Origin of the sequence: Corynebacterium argentoratense DSM 44202 (assembly GCF_000590555.1) — a bacterium.
In the GTDB taxonomy this organism is placed as follows: Bacteria; Actinomycetota; Actinomycetes; order Mycobacteriales; family Mycobacteriaceae; genus Corynebacterium; species Corynebacterium argentoratense.
Genome location: NC_022198.1, coordinates 1,254,192 through 1,278,966 on the forward strand (window position 1 = coordinate 1,254,192; position 24,775 = coordinate 1,278,966).

The 24,775-nt window shown below is 59.4% G+C and carries 17 protein-coding genes; 4 read left to right on the top strand and 13 right to left on the bottom strand.

The features are described 5' to 3' along the window. Positions 1 to 6 precede the first annotated feature (6 nt). From CARG_RS05975 to CARG_RS06030, 12 genes are all read right to left on the bottom strand, one after another. Positions 7 to 2,103, bottom strand: coding sequence for a [protein-PII] uridylyltransferase (locus tag CARG_RS05975; RefSeq protein ID WP_081761635.1), 2,097 nt, complete (start codon positions 2,101 to 2,103; stop codon positions 7 to 9). A gap of 5 nt (positions 2,104 to 2,108) precedes the next feature. Beyond that, positions 2,109 to 2,447 carry a P-II family nitrogen regulator gene (locus CARG_RS05980; RefSeq protein ID WP_020976507.1) on the bottom strand — a complete coding sequence of 113 codons (339 nt, stop codon included), beginning with the start codon at positions 2,445 to 2,447 and terminating at the stop codon, positions 2,109 to 2,111. A gap of 7 nt (positions 2,448 to 2,454) precedes the next feature. Then, a complete protein-coding gene (gene ftsY / locus CARG_RS05985; protein ID WP_041747566.1) occupies positions 2,455 to 3,696 on the bottom strand; it encodes a signal recognition particle-docking protein FtsY in 1,242 nt (413 codons plus the stop codon). Between the two features lie 42 nt (positions 3,697 to 3,738). Next, on the bottom strand, positions 3,739 to 7,290 hold the full coding sequence (locus CARG_RS05990) for a hypothetical protein (RefSeq protein WP_020976509.1): 3,552 nt from the start codon (positions 7,288 to 7,290) through the stop codon (positions 3,739 to 3,741). A gap of 28 nt (positions 7,291 to 7,318) precedes the next feature. After that, positions 7,319 to 10,819: a chromosome segregation protein SMC gene (gene smc / locus CARG_RS05995; RefSeq protein ID WP_020976510.1), complete on the bottom strand. Its 3,501-nt coding sequence runs from the start codon at positions 10,817 to 10,819 to the stop codon at positions 7,319 to 7,321. 25 nt (positions 10,820 to 10,844) lie between these two features. Continuing rightward, complete coding sequence (locus CARG_RS06000; RefSeq protein ID WP_020976511.1) at positions 10,845 to 12,344, bottom strand: alanine/glycine:cation symporter family protein; 1,500 nt, start codon at positions 12,342 to 12,344, stop codon at positions 10,845 to 10,847. Between the two features lie 64 nt (positions 12,345 to 12,408). Then, entirely contained in the window at positions 12,409 to 13,278 is an 870-nt protein-coding gene (gene rnc, locus CARG_RS06005) for a ribonuclease III (RefSeq protein WP_020976512.1), read from the bottom strand. Beyond that, positions 13,279 to 13,842, bottom strand: a complete 564-nt coding sequence (locus CARG_RS06010) for a YceD family protein (RefSeq protein ID WP_020976513.1) — start codon at positions 13,840 to 13,842, stop codon at positions 13,279 to 13,281. A 2-nt stretch (positions 13,843 to 13,844) separates the two neighbouring features. After that, a complete protein-coding gene (locus CARG_RS06015; protein WP_020976514.1) occupies positions 13,845 to 14,606 on the bottom strand; it encodes a DivIVA domain-containing protein in 762 nt (253 codons plus the stop codon). 66 nt (positions 14,607 to 14,672) lie between these two features. Beyond that, positions 14,673 to 15,182, bottom strand: a complete 510-nt coding sequence (locus tag CARG_RS06020) for a hypothetical protein (protein WP_020976515.1) — start codon at positions 15,180 to 15,182, stop codon at positions 14,673 to 14,675. A 259-nt stretch (positions 15,183 to 15,441) separates the two neighbouring features. Then, positions 15,442 to 16,785 (bottom strand): NADP-specific glutamate dehydrogenase, encoded by a 1,344-nt coding sequence (gdhA, locus tag CARG_RS06025; RefSeq protein ID WP_041747571.1) that lies wholly within the window; start codon positions 16,783 to 16,785, stop codon positions 15,442 to 15,444. A gap of 216 nt (positions 16,786 to 17,001) precedes the next feature. Beyond that, on the bottom strand, positions 17,002 to 18,147 hold the full coding sequence (locus tag CARG_RS06030; protein ID WP_020976517.1) for an esterase/lipase family protein: 1,146 nt from the start codon (positions 18,145 to 18,147) through the stop codon (positions 17,002 to 17,004). Between the two features lie 32 nt (positions 18,148 to 18,179). On the opposite strand from CARG_RS06030, the gene CARG_RS09650 reads away from it, so the two are divergent. Beyond that, complete coding sequence (locus CARG_RS09650; RefSeq protein WP_020976518.1) at positions 18,180 to 19,211, top strand: glycerate kinase; 1,032 nt, start codon at positions 18,180 to 18,182, stop codon at positions 19,209 to 19,211. Here CARG_RS09650 and CARG_RS09655 read toward each other — a convergent pair. Continuing rightward, positions 19,186 to 19,587, bottom strand: a complete 402-nt coding sequence (locus tag CARG_RS09655; RefSeq protein WP_020976519.1) for a hypothetical protein — start codon at positions 19,585 to 19,587, stop codon at positions 19,186 to 19,188. The genes CARG_RS09650 and CARG_RS09655 overlap by 26 nt on opposite strands. An 888-nt stretch (positions 19,588 to 20,475) precedes the next feature. On the opposite strand from CARG_RS09655, the gene CARG_RS06045 reads away from it, so the two are divergent. Genes CARG_RS06045 through putP form a run of 3 tightly spaced genes read left to right on the top strand, consistent with a single transcriptional unit; the run spans position 20,476 to position 24,771 of the window. After that, entirely contained in the window at positions 20,476 to 21,888 is a 1,413-nt protein-coding gene (locus tag CARG_RS06045) for a DUF4921 family protein (protein WP_020976521.1), read from the top strand. Between the two features lie 39 nt (positions 21,889 to 21,927). After that, positions 21,928 to 23,226: an amidohydrolase gene (locus CARG_RS06050; protein WP_020976522.1), complete on the top strand. Its 1,299-nt coding sequence runs from the start codon at positions 21,928 to 21,930 to the stop codon at positions 23,224 to 23,226. A gap of 30 nt (positions 23,227 to 23,256) precedes the next feature. After that, the gene (gene putP, locus CARG_RS06055; protein ID WP_020976523.1) at positions 23,257 to 24,771 is read left to right on the top strand and encodes a sodium/proline symporter PutP; all 1,515 of its coding nucleotides are present in this window, start codon (positions 23,257 to 23,259) and stop codon (positions 24,769 to 24,771) included. The last annotated feature ends 4 nt before the right edge of the window (positions 24,772 to 24,775 follow it).

Sequence of the window (24,775 nt, forward strand, 5' to 3'; positions counted from 1 at the left end):
ACCCGTCTATGCTACCCCACCAAAGGCCCGTTGGACATCCTTCTCCACTCGCGCTCGGTCGCAGTTACCCAAGTGGAAACGGGCTATCATCGTTGCACCAGTGCGTTCCATCGTTGCCCAAGAAACATCAGGCAACACCCCGAGCAGCGCACCAAAAGCAGCCTTCTGATCCAGCGTTCGCACCTCCACCGTATTGCCGTACCAGGTCGTGGACACCAATGCGGGCTTAAGCTCCGGCAGCATCGAAAACACCCCGGACTTGTACGCCTGGAGGAATTCCTGCTCGGCAGGTGGCGAGGTGGTAGTCGGCCGCACCATAAATTCCGCGCGAGCCCCCGCGGCGTCATTGATTAATTTTGCGCTCTCGATGTTGTGGCCATGCGCTGCAAGCAACGCCAGCATTCGGACCGATTCGCGCAGGTAAGCGCCCCTCCACGTTACTTTGGGGAAGTCTGCGCTGGTAGACGGTGCCGCTACGAACGGTTTGGTGGGGTGCAGGTCGCTGAGGCGTGCCCGCGCCAGGCTGCAGACAGTACGAACCGAATTCGCAAGGCTCCTACTCCACACGCCAGGCCCCGTTGATCGGGCATCAGCTTCGGCAAGCGCCTCAAGGAGGTCGAGCGTCAACCTGTCGTAGTGCACGGCAGAGCACACCGCATCAACCGTAGATTCGGCCGTGGGGTCCGCACGGTTGGCTAGTCGCGCCAAGAGAGTGTGCTCGGCCACGAGGGTTTGAACAATGCTGACGTCGCGGGGCGCCAAGGCCAAGCGCCGCGCCATGCGGCCAACAGCTTCCGCCCCCACTACCTCGTGGGGCCGCCCCTGCCCCTTGCCAATGTCGTGGAAGAGGGCTGCGAGCAGCAACAGATCAGGCCGTGCCACATGCACACTTCGTTGCGCTGCCGCCTGAAGCGTGACGATCGTATGGTGATCGATGGTGTGGGCGTGTGAGGGCTCGCGAGGCATCAGTCCCCTAATGCCCGCCCACTCCGGAACCAACGGTTCCCACAACCCGTGCTTGTCCAACGCTTCAATGGTCGAAGGGTTGGACAGCACAGAGAAGAAGTCTGTTGCCACGGCACGCGGCCACGGCTGAGGCAGGGGCATGTGGTGGCGTGCTAAGTTCCGCAGGCTTGGTTCCGCGATCGGCTGACGGGTTCGCGCCGCAGCAGCTGCAACCCTTAGCACCAAAGCTGGGTCGGATAGGCGTGGATTTCTCGCTAAAGTGACGACGCCGCGGTCATCGACAACGTCGACATCAAGCGGCGTTCGTAGACTGCTGCGTGGCGAGTTTCTACTGTGTGCTGCACGGGCAATGCCCAGAGCGGTGTTGAGAGCATCGTCAATGGTGCGTCCGGCGTCTGCCACCGCAGCGGTGAGTTCGTAACGATCAGCAAACCCGAGGTGTTCGGCTACGTCGACGGCGAATTCTGGGTCGAGGATGTCACGTCGTCGGCGCGCCGCCTCATGGAGCCACGTCCTCACGTCCAGCAGCAAGGCCCGTTGGTGTTCCACATCCGGCATGTCACACACATGGCCCAACGATAGAGCGCGAAGCATTTCGATATCGCGCAACCCGCCGCGGCCATTTTTAATATCAGGCCTGGTCATCGCAACAACCGATCCTGAACGCCGCCACCTGGATATCGCGACGTCAACGATGGCGGCAAGGTTGCGTGCAACATCAACCCTCCATCGATTCAGTACGGACTCACGCGTGCGGGCTACAACCGCGGCGTCGCCGGCTACAGTCCGAACATCAAGCAAACTTAACGCCACCAGGGGGTCTTCGGTTGCCAGGGCGAGGCACTGCGACGGGGTGCGTACCGAATGATCGACGCGAAACGATCCGTCCCACAAGGGGTACCACAGCTGTTCCAGCTGCCCCTGGTCGAAGTCACTACCCTGCTCTTCTGGGATGATCAGGCTGACGTCAATATCACTATGGAGGCTCATTTCCCCACGGGCGAGGGAACCCGTGATTGCCAGAGCACATCCGGACGGCACCTGAACTTTAGACAGAAGCAATTGCGCCCGACGCATGGTCTCTTGTCTGATTGACTGGGCCGTGACGTGGGCGGGGCTTGGGTCAACGTTGGCCACGGTATTTAGAGCGCTTGTTCCCCGGATTCTCCGGTGCGCACCCTAATGAGTCTTTCGACAGCGGTGACCCAAATTTTTCCGTCGCCCACTTTGCCCGTGCGTGCGGCGTCGACGATTGCGTCGAGGGCGTCATCAACAGCGCTATCGGCGACCACTATTTCAATTTTCAGCTTGGGCACAAAGTCCACTGCGTACTCGGCCCCCCGGTAGAGCTCGCTGTGGCCTTTTTGCTGCCCGAATCCCTGAGTCTCGCTGACGGTCATCCCGTGGATGTCGAGTTGTTCGAGGGCGTCTTTAATGTCGTCGAGTGTAAACGGCTTGACGATTGCGGTGATGAGTTTCATCGGATCGTTATCCCAGGAGAGCGTCGATGAAGGCTTCAGGCTCGAACGGCGCCAGGTCGTCTGCGCCTTCACCGAGGCCAACAAGTTTAACTGGCACTCCGAGTTCCTCTTGAACTTGGAAGACAATGCCTCCCTTGGCTGTGCCATCGAGTTTGGTCAGCACTACGCCGGTGATGTCTACGACGTCGCGGAATGTGCGGGCTTGCATCAGTCCGTTTTGGCCAATGGTTGCGTCCAAAACGAGCAGCACTTCGTCTACGTTGGCTTTCTTTTCGACCACGCGCTTGACCTTGCCGAGCTGGTCCATCAGACCAACTGAGGTGTGGAGTCGACCAGCGGTGTCCACGAGCACAACATCGACTCCCGTGTCAACGCCGCGGGCAACAGCATCAAATGCGACAGACGCGGGATCAGCGCCCTCATTTCCGCGGACTGTTTCTGCACCAACGCGGCGCCCCCAGGTTTCCAGCTGGTCGGCTGCGGCAGCACGGAACGTATCCGCAGCGCCCAAAAGTACCGTGTGGCCCATGGAGACAAGGACGCGCGCCAATTTACCGGTGGTGGTGGTTTTGCCAGTTCCGTTGACACCGACGACCAGCACAACAGCAGGCTTACCTTCGGCGGGCATTGCTTTGACTGCGCGGTTGAGGTCGGGTTTGCATGCCTCGATGAGTGTTTCACGGAGCATGGCCTTGGCCTCATCCTCATTAGTGACGCCGCGTTGCGCAATCTTGTCGCGAAGAGCCTCAACGACGCGCATGGTGGTGGCGGTTCCAAGATCAGCCATCAGCAGGGTGTCTTCAATTTCCTCCCAGGCGTCCTCGTCAAGATCACCCGCGCTGAGGATTCCCAGCACGCCCTGCCCAATAACATTTTGGGAGCGCGACAGTCGACCACGCAGCTTACCCAACCGACCAGCTGCAGGCGCGGGTTCATCGATCTGCTGTGCAGGCTCCGGCTCGACCACCGGCTCCGGCTCGACCACCGGTTCCGGCTGCGCTACAGGGCGGGGTTGATCCACCACCAGCTTCTCGCGAGGCTTGTCCTCAGCCGGGGCGAAATTAAATCCGCCCTGGCTGGTGTAGTTACCCGACTGGGTACTCTGGTCGATTTCTTTAGGCTGCTCCTCTTTGTTAAAGGAGATAGTCTTGTTCTTTTTGCGTTGCAGCCCGAGCACCACGATTAGTGCAACGATCAACACTGCAACGACTAGGGCCAGCAAAACCAACAAGAGAACCGAGTTTGTCATGCTGTCCATAGTAGCCAGCGGCACCCAACTGCGGGGATTTGGCTATCCCGCTAGACCAGGAAACTTCGTTGCGATCACCATCGCCTCAGCAGCAACGAGGTCACCAGTGACCAGGTCAGGCACAAGTTCGGCCATCGCCGCCCACGCTGGAGCAGCAGAGGCGAGCACCTTTGATTTGCCCATCAACCCGTGAGCCTGCATGCGTGCAGCCAGGGCAAACACGATGGATATCACCGGAACGAGTGCCCACAAATTATCGGAATTTTCGGTGTCGACACCGTCCAACTTGTCGAAACGCACACGGGCTGCCCCATACAATGCACGCTGCGCACCCTTGAGGCCCTTGAGCAAAGCGACAGCGGACTTAATCGCCTCACGGTCTTCCAACAAGCTTCCTAGCTCTTCTCGCCTGTTGAATGCTTCAAACACTGCCAGTAGACGCGCAGAGTCTTCCATAATCGGCCCCGGGACAATCTGCGCCTGCGAGAAGAACATATCCAATAGCGCTTGCTGTTGGGCAGGCGCCATGTGAGCAATGGCCACAGTCGATGCGTCAATGCATGCTGCCTCCAACGTGGCGTCACGCCCAGTCGCAAGGGTTTCAACCAAGCGGTGACCAAATTCCTGTTCTAATTCCGAGCGCAGTGAGCGAACCAGCACCGGATCAGGGTCGACAGGTCCCTCTGCCCCCTGGGCGCCGACCAATACTGTGTTTAAGTCAGCGAGTTTTTCCAACGCTGCAATCCATGGGGCCCTATGCACACCGTCAGCTGCTTGTTCAGCATCAAACAGCTTGTTGACAAGGGTCGCGGAAATCAATTGACGAGGTTTGAGCTCTGCGGGAACCAATGACTGCGACAAGCCGCCCAAAGCCTGCCGCGGGTGTGCCGCAAGTGCCTCACGCGCAGCCTCAGCGGTACGAGCCATCACCGGTGCGGAACCCAACTCGGAGACGTACTCCCACAACAGCGGCACAATCCGCTCACTCGAAGGAACAGATTCTGACTCGCCTGCAAAGAAGGCGGACAGTTGGGCGAAGTCTTCCGGCTGCGCCTTAAAGAACCCTGGCTGCGTAACTTCAAAGGAATCCACCCCCGGAGTCAACGGGGCACGCAAGGTATTGAACTTATCGGCAGAAAACAGCTGCACCGCCAAGGGGCCTGCATCAACAAAGCTCTCCGGTAGAGGGGCCTTTCCGTCACGCACCTCAATGGTCACTCCAGGGCACCACGGCGCCGTCAACGGCCACACCCACGCACCCAGAGCGCGCTCCGCGACGTCATCAAAAATGATTGAACCATCACTGAGCTCTGCGCCCTTAGCGTCCGGCACGGTTGAAATTTCCGCGAGGTTAACCGACACACGCCTGTCGCTTCGCTTGTCTGTCCACTCCAAATCCAAGCGGCCGGACACCATCCCAGACATAGCCCGCGCGAGCGCCCGCATCGGTACGCAATAGGTCACTTCATCTTCCGCGGTCAGCTTCACCGTACGCAACGGCGTCCCATGCTGATTGCGCACGCTAGCCTTCGGATCAACCAACACACCAGGCAATTTGGTCACCCGGACGCGCAGCACGCCATCGGGGTCAAAAGAACGCGGCTGGGCGACCATGCGGGTGGTTCGCCACATCGACGGCTGGGTGATCATCGGAATGTCGAACCTCAGGCGCGGAGGCTTAAACCACACCGGCATCGCGTCGCCTTCCTCAGTCGACACGACAAACTCCGCCCCCGGCGCGGTGGGCTCGACACTAATGATGCGCGATGGAGAAATATCAAAAGGCTTCTCACCTGCACGTACGCTGAGCTGTGCGGCGGATAGTCCTTCGATGGAGGGGATACGGAAGGAGCTGCACGCACCGGAAACATCGAAGGTGGAGTCGATGCCTTCGATGATGGCGAATTCGTGTCGGAAGGATTCGTTGCGGGGGCCGCGGATCCGTACGTGGTACTCCCCTACCCATGGGGCGTCGTAGAGGGTGGAGTCGAACACTTCGAATTCTCCACCTTCGGCCGGGATTTCTAGGGGCTCCGGCGGGGAGACTTCTTCGCCGGAGTTGTCTGCGCCGGCGAAGGAGCTGATGGTCATGTACCAGGTTTCGGTGTCTCCAGAGACGGTGGGCGGGAATTCTGCGACGAGGGATGCTCCAAATACGGGCAGCCGCGTGGTTGATCGCAGGCACGGTACTGGGTCGGAGGGGTCGCGGAAGATGACGCGTTGCCGTGGGTCTACTGCTCGGATGTGCGTGGTGATGCTGGGTGTGTCCCCTGCTTGGGTGATGGTGAGGCTGTCGGCTTGTTCGGTGCTGACTAGGTAGGCGCTCCAGCCGTCCCAGCCTGCAGGTTCGAAGGTGTCTTCGATGCTCAGTTCCTGCCCGCTGACAACGTCGTGGATGCTGCTGTCGGTGGGACACACAACCCACACGTGTCCGTAGTGCACGGAGCGTTTGTCGGTGATGTTTTGCCCTTTGGGGGTGAAGATGAGCACGGGGTCTGCTGCGTCGACGCAGGGAACGATCCACTGGGTATCGGTCATTGAGGCTGTCACGGTGATTTCGCGCGCCTGGTGTTCGATGGCGACGTCGAGGGCTTCGCTGAGCGCGTTGACTTCTCCCCACGGTTTGGAGGTGCGGTAGACGCGCGTGTTGTCGCCGACGCGGATGCGCCACGCTATTTCGGCGTCCGGGTGCTCGAGTGGTTGTTCAGGCAGGCGCAGGCAGACTTTGCGGCGTCGGGTGTCCAGAATGAGCCGCGGCGTGCGTTCGCGTGTGGCGGTACCGACAGCGACGTGGCGATATGTTGTGCCTGCGGGGCGTTCTTTGAGTTCTGCTGTTGTGGATTCGACCACTGCGACGGGTACGCCTTGGTTAACGAGGTCTGGGATTTGGTCACTCCAGCGGGGCTCGTCGATGGTGAAGGCGCGGACAGTGGCCACTGCGGTTATTAATTGGGTGATGACGTCGCGGTGTGTTGCGGCTGCACGCAAAGTTAGCGGTGAGCTGAAGTCATATTCGGGGGCTGCGTGTGCTTCGTCTTCTTCAGCGCCTTGTGTTAGTGCACCTAGTGCTGCGTCAACGTCTGCATCGTGTGCGTCTAGTGCCGCGAGGATGCTGACTACTTCGGGGTTGTTGAGGCCCGCGTGGAGGGCACAGAGGGCGGCATCGCTGGTGTCGCTCTCCGGGGCGCCGGCCTCGAGCTCCGCGGCGTCAAGAAGGCTGCGAATGAAACCCTCGGTACTCAGGCAGTCACCCAGTGCCTCAGCTGCGGTGCCGTGGATACCAAGCCCAGCAATGTATTCGGCGACGAAGGCGCCCCCGTCGACCGTCCGCGCACCGCGGGAGCACAGTGTGGCGCTGGCCAGACGCGGCGTCATCAATAGAAGTTCGCGCGGGTCCGCCCCTGCAGTGATTTGCCGGTTGAGAAAAATGCCGTAGAAGCGTTCCAGCAGGTCAAGCTCGTCTGAAGGGATGTTTGCTTCGAAGAACCACGGCGCGGATAGTCGTGTTTGCAATTCGACTTCGGTCCGTGACGCCCACCCGAGTAGGGAATCGGAAAGATCTGCAATCGGATGTGGTGCGGCGGCTTCAGTCATGGACGCAAATAATACCAGCCGCCCAACGCTACGCTGGCGACATGCGTTGACTGATCACCCTGGTCACACCATCGCCGCGCATGGTCACGCCGTAAAGCACGTTAGCGACATCCATGGTGGGCTTTTGGTGGGTGATGACAATCAGCTGACTGGATTGCCTGAGCTGCTCAAACAGGTTGATCAAGCGGCGCAGGTTGACATCATCGAGCGCTGCTTCGACCTCGTCCATGACGTAGAAGGGGCTGGGGCGTGCCTTGAAGATGGCCACGAGCATCGCCAGCGCGGTGAGTGATTTTTCACCACCGGACAGCAGCGATAGGCGTCTGACTCGCTTGCCTGGCGGCCGGGCTTCGACCTCGATGCCTGTTGTGAGCATGTCGTCCGGGTCGGTGAGCACCAAGCGGCCTTCGCCCCCGGGGAACAGAGTGGAGAACACTTCGGGGAAGGCGGCCTCGACATCAGCCCACGCGTCGCTAAACAGCTGCAGAATCTTGTCATCCACTTCATTGATGACGTCGCGTAAGTCAGCGCGCGCCTGTTCGACATCGGCTAGCTGCGTGTTGAGGTATTCGAAGCGTTCCTGCAGGGCTTTGTATTCTTCCAGAGCCAGTGGATTGACTTTGCCGAGGGCCTGGAGGTCTTTTTCTGCCTTTTTGAGAGTGCGCTGCCAGTGTTCGCGGTCGAAGTCTTCGTCAATGGGGTTATCGGCTAGTAGTTCCTCGACGCTGAGGCCCAACTGTTCGACGACTGTGGCTTCGGCTTCTTCGGCACGCACTTGTGCCCTGCTGCGGGCGACGTCGGCGGCATGGTTTTTGTCCGACAGGAGTGCCTTGTGCACTTCGAGGGTGTGTGCGGCGTCTTTGGCTTGAGCCAGTGCGGCGCTCGCGGTGTTTTTCTGTTCGGCAAGCTGATCCCTGGTGGCGGTTGCCTCACTAATTTCGGTTTCGAGTCGTTGGGCGAGGATCGTTGCGCATTCCATGACGACTTCGGCTACGCGTGCTTGGTGTTGCTTCGCTGCCATCGCTTTGTCGTGCGCCGCCCGCGCTTCGAGGCTTTGTTGTGCTTGCCTGCGTAGTGCCTCACCGTGCCCGCGTGCTTGGTGTGCGCGTTCCTCTGCGGTTCGAACCGATAGTCGGGCTTCCATTTCCATGGCTTTAATTTGCGCGAGTTCCGCCTGGGCTTGGTCGCGCTCTGCGGTGGAGGGTTCCTCGGCGTCTTCGGGTTGTTCGACCCGTTCCAGCCTGTCGTTGGCTTCGGCTAGTTGCTGCTCGATGTCAGCGACGCGTTGCTGTGCGGCAACCAGCCGGGCTGTGATTTTTTCGTGGGCTTTTTTCGCATGTTCGTGGGCGTTTGCTGCCTGGTTGTGTTCGCGTTCGAGTGCGGTGACCGCGGCGTCATGTTCCTTAATTTTTGACGCCGCGGTGGCTGCAGCAATGCGGGCGTCCTGGGCCGCGGTGCGCGCTCCAGCCAAGGTGCCTTGCATCTGCTCTAACTCTTCAGTTACGGCAGCCAGCTGGGCTTGTGCACGGGCGATATCCGCACCTACTTCGACTGGTGTGGGGCTGCCTTGTCCCACCACACACCAGCCCTGGCCGAACAGGCGGCCGCTGGGGGTGACCACGCGCAGACGGGGCTCAGTGACCACCACATCAATGGCCTGAGCTGTGCTTTCTACAACGGCAACATCCACCAAGATCCGGTTGAGAGCCACCGCCACTGGGGACACCCCATGACCCTGCCCATCCGAATCCTTAAAGTCGATGTGGTCAAGCAACCATGATGCGCCAGCTGGCAAGTCAATATCCAAACGCCACGACTGTGCGTTACCCGGTGACAACAATGCCACGCGATCAACCGCGGCGTCATCAATTCCGGCCAGAGCCTCGGCGAGTTTGTGCGCCGAGGCAGGCACATCGCGGGCCACGAAAGCCGAAGCGAAATCACCCAAAGCACTGGCCAAAGCTTTATCAAAACCATCCTCAGCCGACAGAAACTCAGCTACCGGAGCAAGCGTGCCCACATGATCTGCAGCTGAGGCCGACTGCTGCCGAACCTGGGAGCCCAAAGTATCGATCGTTGCTTGCAGGCGCGACACTGTGCGTTCCAGCTCCCGCTCCCGCGCGGTGAGTTCATCCACGCGAGCTTCTGCAGCTTTCGCCTCTGACTGTGCTTGCGCGTCGGCTTGCGCCAGAGGCTCGCGGGTGGAAGATGAGGATGCTTGCGTGTCCACCAGCTGTTCGAGGGCGCGACGCGTCACCTCCACGCGCTCAAAGGCTTCTTCCGCTTGTTCCTCTAAAGACTCCGCGTCGGCGGCAGCTTGCTCGCGTCGAGCCTCCAGGGACTCCGCTGCAGCAATAAGTTTGATGACGCCCTCACGGCGATCCGCGATAGCCCTGACCTGCGCCATGTGCTCGCGTTCGGCGTCACGGGCCGTTTGTTCCACCTCTGCGGCTTGGTCTGCGATAACTTCACAGCGCTCCGTAGCGATTACTACCTGCTGCTCCAACTGCTCTAGTTGAGCATCAGCCTGGTCTGCCCGAGCCTGCAGCTCCTCCGGATCGGGCCCCTGGTAGGCGCTTAACTGACCCGTGTTGGAGGCTCGCTCGCGAGCGATACGCTCCGTTGCCTGGGTGCGCTCGAACAATGCTGAACAATCAAACCACCGTTGCTGCGCAGCAGCGACCTTGGGTTCAAGCTCTTCAACTACCCGCTCTAGCTCCTCACGCCGCGCAGCGGCTTCGTCAGCCTGGGCGGTGACTTCTGCGAGCTGTTCAGCGACCAACGCGACGTCATGCTCACTGCTGTCTACCTGCGCGCGCAAGGTTGTAATCTGGTCTGCTGCCAGCACTAGGCGGGCTTGACGCACCGTCGCCTGGACCGTCGCTGCGCGACTAGCGGCCTGCGCCTGACGTGCCAACGGTTTGAGTTGGCGCTTAAGTTCGTCAGTGAGGTCGTGCAATCGATCAACATTAGCCTGCATGCTGACGAGCTTGCGCTGGGCTTTTTCTTTCCGTCGGCGGTGTTTGAGCACGCCCGCGGCCTCTTCGATAAACGCGCGGCGTTCCTCTGGGCGGGACTCCAGGATTTGAGCCAATCGGCCCTGGCCGACGATGACGTGCATTTCGCGGCCGATACCGGAGTCACTGAGCAACTCCTGGATGTCCATTAGGCGGGCTTTGGCGCCATTAATTTCGTATTCGCTTGCCCCGTCGCGGAACATACGACGAGTAATCGACACCTCCGAGTAGTCGATGTCGAGTGCCCCATCGGAATTGTCGATGGTCAGGGTGACTTCTGCACGTCCGAGAGGTTTCCTGTCCCCCGCCCCGGCAAAGATGACGTCCTGCATCTTCCCGCCGCGCAGGGTTTTAGCTCCCTGCTCCCCCATCACCCACGCCAGGGCATCCACCACGTTGGATTTGCCGGAGCCATTCGGCCCGACAACGGCACAGATGCCGGGCTCGAATTTCAGGGTGGTTGCTGACGCGAAGGACTTGAATCCTTTCAGCGTCAGCGATTTTAGGTGCACGCCGGTATTTTAACCGCTTTGCCCCTTAGCCGCTAAGTGCGGCTTGGTCGTGCTCATCTCGGTGCGTCAGCGGATCGGAGCCGTCCCAGCATTCCATACCCTCGTAGCCTCGGATGCCGGGGATGTCGTCGCGGTGGAACACCGGGTTGAGGCCAGCTGCGCGCTGTTTGTCGAAGTTCGCCAGCAACGCCACGGCCACACCGCACAAGGGGACGATAGCGATCAAGTTGATAACCACCATGAGGCCGGAGAACACGTCGGCAAGGGCCCAGACCAGCGGGATGGAGCCAAGCGCACCACCGAGCACACACAGAGCGACCAGCACGCGGAAGGCCGTGAGAACGCCCTTGGAGCCGGACAGGTATTCGATGTTAGCTTCGCCGTAGTAGTAGTTACCGATGACAGAGCTGAAGGCGAGGAAGAAGATGACGATGGTCAAAAAGTGCACGCCCCATGAGCCGACGCTATCGGACAGTGCAGTTTGGGTGAGGTTGATGCCACCGGTTTCTTCTGAAAGGTCGGGGTTAGCCAGCAAGATGATGAAGGCGGTGATTGAACACACCACGATGGTGTCGAAGTACACGCCGAGGGTCTGAATGAGGCCCTGCTTGACGGGGTGGGATACCGATGCAGTTGCGGCGGCGTTGGGCACCGAACCCATACCGGCCTCGTTAGAGAACAGGCCACGCTTGATGCCGGTCATGATGACGGTACCTAGTGCGGCGCCGCCGAATTGGCGAACACCGAAAGCGTTTTCAACGATGCGAGCAACCATGTTGGGGACCTCGCCGATGTTGATAACCACGACGATGAAACCAACCACAATGTATGCAACTGCCATCAGCGGGACAACCACCTGGGTGACCGACGCGATTCGGTGAACGCCACCGAAAATCACGACACCGGTGATGACCGCCAGTGCGATGCCAACGATCCACTTCACACGGTTGGGGTCAAAGCTGGGGAACGAGGTCACAATCGAGTCAGCAATCGAATTGGACTGCACTGCGTTGAAGACGAAACCGTAGGTGACGGTGATGAGCACGCAGAACACGACGGACAACCACGCCCAGTTCGCACCGAGGCCTTTTCGGATGTAGTAGGCCGGGCCGCCACGGTAGTTGTCGGCATCGCGCACCTTGTATGCCTGGGCGAGGGTGGACTCGACGAACGAGGAAGCTCCACCGATGATCGCCAGCATCCACATCCAGAACACCGCACCGGGTCCACCGGTGGTCACCGCAATGGCGACGCCAGCAACGTTGCCTGTACCAACGCGTGACGCCGCGGAAATGGTAAAGGCCTTAAAAGAAGAAATACCGTCGCGGCCGCTTTGCGACTTCGACGGTTTTTCGGTAATTGCACCAAACATTGCAGGCAAGTAACGCACCTGCACGACGATGGTGCGGAAGCAGAAGTACAGGCCAGCGAGAATCAGGAGCCAGGTGACCCCTTGCCAAAGGTAGCCAGACAATGCATCGACGACTGATTGCACCTGGTCCAGCACGGTGGATTTTTCGTTCATGAGTACTTAGCGTAACCCAGGCACACGGACGCACGCGCACTGGGTACGGCTAAGTGGACGGTCGTTAATCCTGCTGCGTGGACTGCACCTGTGCGCCCTCGCCATTTTGCTGGCGGAAGCTTTCAAGGGTTGCGACAGGTGTTGCCGCCGCACGAGCATCGAGGAAAGCCTGCATCGGATCTGGTGCATCAATGTAACGTGCAGCAAGCAACGCCGCGGTTTGCTCGGCTGCGGTACGTTCTGCAGTTTTCTTGTTCGGGCCGGTACCGGTAGCCACGATGTCACCATCAACAGTGCATGTCGCGGTAAAGGTCGGATCATGGTCTGGCCCTACTCGCGTCAATTCATAGCGCGCAGGGCCCACGCCGAGTTCGCTGGCAAGCTCTTGGAGGGTGGTCTTCCAGTCAGCATATTGGCCACCGACGGTGGCTTTAGCGATATTGTCTTCAAACAGACGCAGAACCATCGCGCGTGCGACTTCGAACCCGTAGGTCTGGTACACGGCCCCGATGATGGCTTCCATGGTGTCTGCAAGGATGGAATCTTTGTCCCTGCCACCGGTCTGGAGCTCGCCCTGCCCTAGGAGGACGTACTGTCCTAGGTCGATTGTTCGCGCTACAGCTGCCAGCCCGTATCGGCTGACCACGTTGGCGCGCATCTTTGAAATATCGCTTTCGGGGCGATTCGGATGAACGCTGTAGAGCTTCGCCGCAACAGAAAGCCCTAGCACGGCGTCGCCTAGGAACTCTAAGCGTTCATTGTTGGGCAAGCCGCCATTTTCGTTCGCGAAAGATCGGTGGGTCAGTGCCAGACGAAGAACTTCGGGTTCCAACTCGACGCCAAACGCCGACACAATGGCAGCCTGATCAACTTCGGCAAAAGCCTTGTCCCATGCTGCGGGCCCCTTGGCTTCTTTTCCGCTACGGCGGCTCATCTATGATTCCCCTTTAAACTTCTCCAGTGCGGCCCAACGCGGGTCTAGCCCCACGGTCTCCCCGGACACGCCGTCAGGCGCTGGGACCTCCTCATCGGAACATTCCGCGTCGAAATCCTCACACACCGGGTTAAACGGCAGCGTCAGTCCCGCGACGTCAATAAGCGCTTGCGTGAGGTCAATTTCATCCCCCTCGATGACGGTAACCACGTCTGCATCTTCGTCATCATCGCCAGTGTTGTCTTCAATGAAATCATTGCTGAGGGCAAAAACTTCTTCGATGCGGAACAGCTCGCGGGCGTCAATAGGCGCAAGGCAGCGGCTGCACTGCCCATGCACATCGGATTCGACGGATGCGTCTACCAAGATGCCACCACCCAAGGGTGTGAGCGTGGCATCGATGTCTAGTTCACTACCTTGCTCGATAGCGATCATCGGCAAGCCGATGCGCTGCGCTGCGGGGCCGTGTACGTGGCGAACATCGCTCGTGGCTGAGGCCTGTGCGAGCTTAGCGATGTTGAAGACGAGTGGGTTGGTGTTATCCGAATTCTGTCGGGGGCTCATGGCTAGCTATCGTAGCCGGAGTCGTACCCATCTGCGTCGTAGCCGCGGTGAGTACGACGCTCGGCGGACTGGCCACGGGATGCACCCGCACCACGACGCAATGCGCTACGGTCAGCGCTGATCTGGCGGATTACCGCAGACATGGATGCTTCGAACTCCGCGAGCTTGGAATCGACAAACTCATCACACTTGCCGCGCAACTGGTTGGACTCAGCGTGGGCTGCGTCGACGATGCGGTGTGCTTCCTCGTTTGCTCGGCGCACGACCTCGGCCTCGCTGACAAGGCGGTGTTGCTCGGCCAGTGCCTCATTAATGCTGCGTTCGTAGTGATCGTTACCGCTGGCGATCAGACGCTCGGCTTCAGCCTCTGCACGGGACTTCACAGCCTCGGCTTCGCGACGCGCGTCATCGACGATGCGCTGTGCTTCATCTTGGGCGTTAGAGACCATCGAGGTGGCACGAGCGTGCGCATCTTCAATGGTCAGCTCGGCATTGTTTTTTGCCTCTGCCAGTGTCTGTTCGGCTTCAGCTTCTGCGTCGTCGACCAGTGTGCGTGCGCGCTCGGACGCTTCGTCGATGATCTCGTCTTGGTGGTCGAGAACGTCTTGGGCGTCATCGAGCTCTGCGGGCAGTGCGTTGCGGAGATCGTCGAGCAGCAACTGCATCTCGTTGCGGGGAACCATGCAGTTGGCGGTCATTGGAACGCCGTAAGCCTGGTCGACGATCTGGACCATTTCGTTTAGGGATTCAAAGACGCGGTACATGCTTTAAAACAATACGTAGATCCTTAAGCTGGCACTCGTCGGCGCGCCGCTGAGCGCACTGGCGTCCTAGCTCTGGAGTGCGTCGTCCATGGTTTTGCGGGTGTGGATCACCGCGATGACGCCGTGTTCGTTGGCGATCCACGGCTCTTCCGGCCCCATGCGTGGGGCATCCACCACTTCGCGGAACATGGCTCCCGCCCGTTCCGCTTCCTCAGGGCTGGAAGCGGGCATTGTCATGACGCTGTGCCCCGTGGCGTCGGGGAACTGCGCGGCCATTTCACTGATGCGGGCCAGTGCAGCTGGGTGGAATATCGACCAATCGATCGGGGCACCGCTTTCTTGGAGGTTACGGAGCTCCCCGTGAAGGTCTATGAGTCCATCGCGTTGCGCAGCGGCAACACTGTATTCCTGTTCCAGCAATTCACGGTATGTCTCTGGCTGCAGGCGTGGTGGTTGGGAGGGCTTGTTCTTGTCTTGCTTTTGCCCAATCCTCGGAAGAGCTTCATTCTGGTCGTCCGCCTTTCGCAAATTACTGGATAGTGGGGCACGAATAGGCATCATTGTAATGTGGATCATTGTATTATGTGTAGGCATGAACCACACCTCCCCCGATGATGAAGCCCCACCATCTACCCCAAGAACCCTTTCGCTGACACGAACGAGGTTGCTGCCGCCTACGTCAACGATGACAACCGTCACTGGCTAGAGACGTACGCTTACGGCCTCCGCGGGGAATAATCCCCCGATCTCAGCCGAATAAACCAGGCTGAACGCAAATAAGCCGCTACCCCACTGTTCGTTGGGTAGCGGCCTATTGTGTTTTTAAGGACGTTGGTTAGATGACGCCCTGTGCAAGCATTGCGTCGGCAACCTTCTTGAAGCCGGCAATGTTAGCACCGATGACGTAGTCGCCCTCGTGGCCGTATTCCTTGGCGGTTTCTGCACAGGTCTTGAAGATGTTGGCCATGATGTCATGCAGGCGCTGGTCGGTGTATTCGAAGGACCAGGAGTCGCGGGATGCGTTCTGCTGCATCTCGAGTGCGGAGGTAGCAACACCGCCAGCGTTGGCAGCTTTGCCGGGGCCGAAGTGGATGCCGCGCTCGCGGTAGACCTCGATAGCATCTGCGGTGGAGGGCATGTTGGCGCCCTCGGCGACGAAGCGGCAGCCGTTGTCTGCGAGCTTCTTTGCGTGCTCGCCATCGAGCTCGTTCTGGGTGGCGCATGGCAGCGCGATGTCGCACTCGAGGTCCCAGATGGAGCCCTCAGAGTGGAATTCGGCACCTTCAACTTCGTCGACGTAGGCGCTGACGCGCCCGCGGCGAACTTCCTTGATCTCCTTGAGCTTCGCGACGTCAACACCGCCGGGGCAGGATACCCAGCCGCTGGAGTCGGAGAAACCGATAACGGTTGCGCCGAGTTCCTGGACCTTTTCGATGGCGTAGATGGCGACGTTGCCGGAGCCGGAGACGATGACCTTGGAGCCGGAGAAGGATGCGCCGTGGGCTGCGAGCATTTCCTTGGTGAAGTAGACCAGACCGTAGCCGGTTGCTTCGGTACGCACCAGGGAGCCACCCCAGGTCAGGCCCTTGCCGGTGAGAACGCCGGATTCGTGCTGGTTAGCGAGGCGACGGTACTGGCCGAAGAGGTAGCCGATTTCGCGGCCACCAACGCCGATGTCGCCGGCCGGGACGTCCCTGTATTCGCCGATGTGGCGGTACAGTTCGGTCATGAAGGACTGGCAGAAGCGCATGATTTCCGCGTCAGACTTGCCTTTGGGGTCGAAGTCGGAGCCACCCTTGCCGCCGCCGATGGGCAGGCCGGTGAGGGAGTTTTTGAAGATCTGCTCGAAGCCGAGGAACTTGATGATGCCCAGGTTAACGGAGGGGTGGAAACGCAGGCCGCCCTTGTATGGGCCGATTGCGGAGTTGAACTGGACGCGGAAACCGCGGTTGACCTGAACGACGCCTTCGTCGTCTACCCACGGGACACGGAACATGATCTGGCGCTCAGGTTCGCAGAGGCGTTGGATGAGTCCGTAGTCGGCGTAGTGGGGGTCTTTTTCGAGGACGATCTTGAGGGAGTCGAGCACCTCGGCGACAGCCTGGTGGAATTCGGGCTCGCCGGCGTTGCGCTTGAGCAGCATGTCGTAGTAGCTGGCGACCTGCTCTTCGACGGTCATGTTCGCAGTGTCTGCGCGTGTCATGTTCTCGTCCAATCTCCGCCAAATAGGCGGGTAGGTGGAAGTTGTTCGCTCCCCATTCTGCCGACCTATAGAAATTAACGCAATTCCCAAGAGGGTAATTTGTGTCACACTATAGAAAAGCTCCACTTAACCGGCATAAAAATACTTAATGACGTCGCGGGGCTCAGCACTCAACGTGCACGCATCAAGCAGTTACAGCAGCTCCCCTTGTCCGGGGCCGTAGGTGACAGCTGCCTGCATGCCGGGCAGGAAGCCAAGCTTGCGGAGGTAGGCGACGTAGGCGATATCCGGAATCCCATAGCCCAGCGGCACTGGCTGACACTGCGGCCGATCGGGGGCAGCGCCGGAATCCGGGTCGACCAGCACGCGGGATACGGTGTCGATCGTCAGCGGGTCGTAGGTGATGTAGAGGTGATCGGTAAAGGTATTCGGGCAGAGGTCCTGCAGGATCAGGTTGCGCGCCCGCTCCCCTTGCACCGCCTTGAGCTCCAGGTCAGCCACAACCTCGTCGAAATTCGAGTTGATGGTCACGTAATCCACGCCGGGCACGGTCTCCCCTCCCTCGTTAAGCATGGTGACAAACTCGCTGCCAGCCACCAGATCAAGCAGTGAGGGCGACAGCGCGAAGTCACGCACCTGCGGCGGCAGGTAGGGAATCAGGTTGGTCAGGCCCCGCACCGTGGCACCGCGGGTCGGAGTACCAATTCCCACAACCGTCGCGGTGTGCTGGCCCTTATCGACCTTGTTGGCCCAGTAGCGGGCCAGAGCAGAGCCTTGGGAATAGCCGACCAGGGACACTTTCTGCGCCCCGGAGGTAGCGCGCGCCGCAGCGATCGCGGCGTCAAGCTGCTTAACGGATTCAGTCAGTGACGTCCACCCGAAACCGTCCTCACTGCGCGGGCCGGCACCGTAGTCAATACCAAACACGCACCATCCTTCTTGTGCCAAACGTGCGCCCATATTGGAGTAGTCCCCGTAAAAACTAGAGACGGTGCCATGCACCATGATGATTGCCTCGGGATGCTCCGGGGTGACCTTGCATTCGGGATTGTTGGTGCCTTGCGGAATCAGGGGCTGATAGCCGGCGTAATACTCATTCCATTTGGCCTGCGCCAGACTATAAGCGATGGGGCCTTCCACCCCGTTGGTTTCAATTGCCCCTCGTGCCGTGCTGCGCGGAATACCTTTGACGGCACCGCCTGGGGCGGCGGTGGTGGACTCCTCAGCTTGCGCGGCGGGCGCGAGGATGCCTGAGCAAGCAACAAGTACGGCCAGTGCGCCTGTGACGCGCCGGCTGACAGATCGGCGCAGCCGGGGGCGTAGAAGACTGTGGTTCATGCTTTTAATATAGCCAGCCTAGAATTGTGCCCATGCCTTCTGATGCCGCCACCAATCCCACCCCATCAATCCTCTTCGCCGTGGAAGCGATCGCCGGGCTGAGTGCAACCCAAGCCGCCGCTATCACCAGCGCGGTGATGGAGTCCGCGTTCCCCGCGACGCACTGCACCGTCGCCCCTTATGACTTGAACGCTTTAGCTGCGGCTATGGTTGACGCCGGCGAGGCACAGGTCGTCACTCTGCCGACGGTGACAGCAGATGGTCAGCTGACGGAGGCCTCGTACACCCTGATCTCCGACGGCACCCAGGCGATCATCGATTGCGCGCCCCTGTGCGCTAGCCAGGGCGGCGATACCTATGGTGTGGGTGTGTTGGTTGCCGATGCGATCAGCCGCGGCGTACAAATCATCGCCCTACTCATCGACGATGTTGCCACCTGTGATGCCGGCACAGGGCTTCTCACAGCGCTTGGCGCGCAGTTTCATGACGCCGCGCACACCACTGTCGCGCCGGGTGCACTGGATGAGATTGCCTCTGTGGATACCGCCCAGTTCGATGTCAAGGCCTTGGGTGTCGAATTTGTGCTTGTCACCCGCGATGGCCGCCGAAACAGCCCAGCAAAGCCGTGTTGCACTCAGGTCTGTGATGCCCTCGGGGTTGATCCATCCATCGCAGGACTAGCAGTAGGCGGTGGCATTGGTATTGTCCTCGAGTGGATGCGACCTGGCACTTCCCCCGTACCTGCCGCACGTTTTATCGCCTCGATGCTGGGGCATGATCGCCCCAGCTCTGGCTCAGGCACCGACTCTGGTGATGACGTCGCGGATGTCATCGTCGCAATCACCGATGCTGTCACCGCTACAACGGTCAATGACGTCGCGACGGTCGCCGGCGCTTTCTCATCCACCGGCCGGCCGGTGGCATTCATCGGCACCGAGGTTGAATTACCTGAGGCCATCCCCCATGCCGTTATCCCGTGTGGTGACTACGCGGATGCATCGGAGGCAGCGTCCGCGTTGCAGGATGCATTGGTACAGCTTATGCCCCGCCTGGGTGCACGTTAACCATCCACGGGTAGGTGTCCGGGACTTCATAAAGATCGTGGCATTCTAGGGCGTAGGTCTCAGCGGGAAGTTCCGCCTGTGGGGTTAGCAGACGCGCGAAAGTCATTGCGGTTTCGTTCAAGCTCTTAGCGTTCTCCCCTACCTTGATGGTAAAACGGTGGGCCGGTGCGTCCGTAGTGTCACCACCATGCTGTTCCTCGTAAACAGCTCGTAGCTGTTGGTCAGCGTCATCCTCGAGCTTCACTGCAGAACACTCGACTTCCAACCGCTTGGCATACCCCTGCTCTACGAGAGAATCCGCGAGGGCGATGAAACGCTGGTGTAGTGCAGGTTGGACGTCGGCTGGGACGAGGGCATCAAAAACAATGATCGACATGCGACCCAGGGTAGCCTACACAGCCAACGAATGCTCGGCCGGAAAAACTTATGTAACATTCACAAAAATGTTTCCGATACTTAAATCAGATACATACTCCCCTACTACCAGCCTTTTCGGGAGAACCCATGAGTCAGTCACCGCCTACCTCTTCTTATGGATTGTTCTAGTTTTTCTCCCTTTAATCGCCTCAACTACATTACTGGCAGCCCATACAAAAACGAACCGAGGAAGGCGACTAAAAATTTCACAGCCGAAGATATTCCAATTTTGATGGTATTTTCTCCGCAGCTGGCGTCGTCAGTCTCTTCCCATGGTTCATCGGCTGTGCCTTAGTCGTTGCACGCAACGCCCATAAGGCTCGCATGCTACGGCACACACGGGGCCTTGTGTTCGCATCCTCAACAGCTTCGGCTACGACGTTCCTACTGTCGTGGTATCTGTTCCTATCAGGCGTAGCCTTCAACAACCGATTGTGGTGACACCGTGATCTTCAGCGATCTTCAGCGACTTCATCTTAGGTTCCATTTTGGCGCTAGATTTCGTAGCTGCAGTCTTGGTTTGCTTGTTTCTGTACGGCATCGTGCGCTTACTTGGGGAACGGTTCTTTCAGTTCCCTGCCGCACCGGTACATGTATGGAAATCTGCGCTGGCTACATTCGCTGCTGTTTCGATCCTCGCGTGGTTTTATAACCAACTTTTCCGCTTGTTCCTTCAGACTATAGGTAATACAGGTGCTGCCGGCGATCGGCCATCTCATGATTGACCGATCAAACGTCGATCAATTCAATTTTTGCTGTATTGCCTGTTCGTTGGGGCGGCCTTAAGCATTCCGGTTGACATCACCCTGCAGTGGTTTTCTTCTAGAGCAGCGTAAAATTGGGCTCTATGCCGCACAGCTTCAACAGCACACCATCGCCCCAGCAGGGTCCACTCACCGCCCAACCCGAACCCATCAAGGTGATGGCTGACGGCACCATTAAGCAGGTCAACCCCTTTTCCGGTACAGAAGTCTGGACCGTACCCGGCCGCGGCAACCGCCCCCTCGGTATAACCCGCCCGAACCCGCAACCACTGACTCCCAGCGCCCACACCTCCACATGCGCATTCTGCTCCGACAACTACCTGCAGACGCCACCCGAAAAAGCGCGCGTCACCATCCCCAGTGCCCAAGCCACCGCGACGTCATCATCCAAAGCCGCGCAAACAAAGCCACGCATCACAACGCACACACCAGCTAGAGACCTGTTCGACAGCGTCGCCGACTTCCGGCGGGTCGCCAACCTTTTCGAAATCGTCACCTTTGACTATTGGAAAGCCAACTACGGCTTCATCCCCTCGCCCGAAATCACCGCATGGCGCAACAACTACATTGGCAACCCCCAGGGCCTAGAGCACGTGCGGAAAATCGTCGCCTCCAAAATGAACTTCTCGGGTCTGAGCGCCCCCGAGATTGAGGCGCTCACAGACGAAGAAATCGCCAAACTAGGCTGGCCCTTCTTCGCAGGCGGCCACGACCTCATCATCGGCCGGAGACACTTCGTCGATGGAGCCACCCACGACAACCAACTCGCCAGCGCCGGGACGTTAAGCGTCGACGAACACCGCACACTCATCCGCTTCACCACCGAAGCAATCACCGACCTCTACGGATCCAACCGCTACGTGCCCTATGTCGCAGCCTTCCAAAACTGGCTGAAACCCGCCGGCGCATCCTTCGATCACCTGCACAAACAACTCGTGGCCATCGACGAACGCGGCGTCCAGCAATCGCAAGAAATCGCACAACTGCGGCACAACCCCAACATGTACAACGAATGGGCAGTCGACTACGCCGGCTACCACAACCTCGTCATCGCAGAAAACGATCACGCCGTCTGCTTCGCAGGCTTCGGGCACCGCTACCCCACCCTCGAAATCTTCTCAAAATCCGCTTGCGGCTTCCCATGGGAGCAAAGCGACGAAGAACGCGACGCCATGGCAGACCTGATCCACGCCTGCCACGCCGCCGCCGGCCCCGACATCCCCTGCAACGAAGAATGGCACCACACCCCCATCGACCTCGACATCACAATGCCCTGGCGCGTGATGATTAAATGGCGCGTCTCCACCCTCGCCGGATTTGAAGGCGGCACCAAAATCTACCTCAACACCCTGTCACCTCAAGGGCTACGCGACCGGATGGTCAGCGCCATGTACGAACTCCGCGACCAAGGACACATCGCACGCAACATCCGGATCGCTACCGAATGCCTTCTACCCCGAAACAGCCTCCGCTACAACCCCTTCTTGGGGCTATAACTCTAGGGCGCCAACCCGCGACTAGTAACATGAATCACCATGGATGACTATAGGGCGGAGAAAGACACAGGAAACACCAGCGCGCCGCAGGCAATCGCCACGCTACTGCGCACTCACGGCGTCGACCTCGACTGGCAACGCCCCCTATACGAAACCTTCCACGCCAACCCCGAACTCTCCGGCATGGAAGTCGAAACCGCAGCCCGCATCAAACAACAACTCAACGCCTTCGACTGCGAAGTCACCGGCAACATCGGCGGGCACGGCATAGTCGCCATCTTCCGCAACGGCCCCGGTCCAGTAGCCCTCATGCGCGCAGACTTCGACGGACTACCCGTCTTAGAAACAACCGGAGCACCCTTCGCCTCCACAAAAACCCGCATTAATAAAGACGGAGTGGAAGTCCCCGCGATGCACGCGTGCGGACATGACATGCACACGACGTCATTACTAGGCGCCTGCGCCATCCTCGACGCGCACCGAGACGCATGGTCCGGAACCTTCATCGCACTATTCCAACCCGCCGAAGAAGACTCCACCGGCGCACGAAAAATGGTTGACGACGGCCTCGGGCGCATCATCCCCCGACCCGATGTATGCCTCGGCCAACACATCGTCCCCGGGCCCGCAGGACAAGTAATGAGCATGCCCGGCGCGTCACTGGCGGCCTGCGACACCATCACCGTCAAGATCTTTGGGCATTCCGCCCACGGCTCCATGCCGCACAATTCCATCGACCCGACGTTTATTGCCGCAATGATCGTGGTGCGCCTCCAGGGCATTGTCGCCAGAGAAGTTTCCCCGTTCGATTTCGCGGTCGTCAGTGTTGGCACATTGAGCTCCGGTAATTCCAACAACACCATTCCCGCGGACGCGACCCTGGTGCTCAACTGCCGCTTCTATTCCGAGAAGGTCCGCGACAAAGTCTATGCGGCTATTGAACGCGTCGTGCGTGCTGAATGCGCCGCCAGCGGATGCACCCAAGAACCCACTTTTGAGTGGTCGTGCCATGGCGAGCTCACCGATAACACCCCCGTGGCGTTTAATCGCGTGCGCCCTGTCTTCGACTCTGTGTTCGGCGAAGATTCCGCCGATGCGCAACCGTGGACGGCGTCAGAAGACTTTTCCAACATCCCCCGGCACTTCGACTGCCCCTACCTGTACTGGACCGTGGGTGTCACCCCACGCACCCTGTGGAACAAGGCAATCGCACACGATCGTGTCGCCCAAGACGTTCCCGGCAATCACATGGGCACCTTCCTGCCCGACTATGAGCCAACAATGCGCGCCTGCACTCTGGCAGCCGCCGGCGCCGTACTTGCCTACCTGCACGCCTAACACACGACTTTTAGGAGGATCCCTTCGACAATGAGTACCCAAACCTGGTTCATTATTGCCATCGTCATCTACATGGTGGCGATGCTACTCATCGGCCTATGGAGCTACCGGCAGACCGATGAGTACGACGATTACATGCTCGCCGGACGCAAGCTCAACCCCTTTGTTGCGGCTCTGTCTGCGGGAGCCTCAGACATGTCAGGCTGGCTGCTCATGGGCCTGCCGGGGGCGTTGTTCGTCGCAGGTTTTTCAGAGCTGTGGATCGCCATCGGCCTGCTGATTGGTTGTTGGGCCAACTGGAAATGGATCGCCCCGCGCCTGCGCTCCTACACCGAGATCGCCAACAACTCCATCACCTTGCCGAGTTTCGTCGAAAACCGACTGCACGACAAAAGCCGCGTGCTGCGCATCGTCAGCTCGCTGGTTATTTTGGTGTTCTTCACCTTCTACGTATCCTCCGGCATGGTCTCCGGCGGCAAGTACTTCGAATCGACCTTCGGCGGTTCCTACACCGACGGTATGCTCATCGTCGCTGCAGTCACCGTCGCCTACACCTTCATCGGCGGCTTCCTCGCGGTCTCTACCGCTGACGCCGTGCAAGGCATGATCATGTTCTTCGCACTGTTGATCGTGCCTGTCATGGCACTGCTGACGCTCAAAGACCCCTCCAGCATTTTCACTTGGGCCAGCCACCACGATTACGGCCCCTACACCGACGGCGTCGGCAACCCCACGTACTTCTCCATGGTCAGTGGGGTTGGTCTGGCCGCCATCATCGGCAACCTCGCATGGGGCCTGGGCTATTTTGGGCAGCCGCACATTATCGTCCGCTTCATGGCCCTGCGCTCTGCTAAAGAAGCACGCGCCGGTCGCCGCGTCGGTATCGCGTGGATGCTGCTGTGCATCATCGGCGCCACCGCCGTCGCCCTCATCGGCACCGCCTTCTTCGGCCAAGACCCCAGCATTGCTGTCACCGACCGCGATGCCTTCGAAACAATCTTCCTCGACATGGGACGCATCCTGTTCCACCCGCTGATCGCTGGTCTCATCCTCACCTCTGTACTCGCAGCCATCATGTCGACGATGTCCTCCCAGCTACTGGTGACCTCCTCTGCACTGATCGAAGACCTGTTCAAGATCTTCAAAAAAGATCTCAGCAACCAGATGCTGATTAATCTCTCACGCATGGCTGTGGTTGCAGTTGCGGTGGTTGCCGCCGCGCTGGCGTTCAACCCCAACGACTCCATCCTTGGGCTCGTTGGCTTCGCATGGGCTGGTTTCGGATCCGCATTCGGCCCAGTGGTCATCGCCTCCCTCTACTGGTCACGTCTCAACGCGCCGGGTGCGATCGCCGGAATGATCACCGGCGCGGTCGTCAGCTTCGCATGGGGCATGACACCCGCCCTGCACGCTGCACTGTACGAAATTGTTCCGGGTGTTGTTTCCGCAACGATCGTCATGGTGGTTGTTTCTTTGCTCACTAAGGCTCCCACCGAGGATGTTGTTGAGGAATTTGAGCAGGCCACCGCAGCAGCAGTCGCCTAAAGGT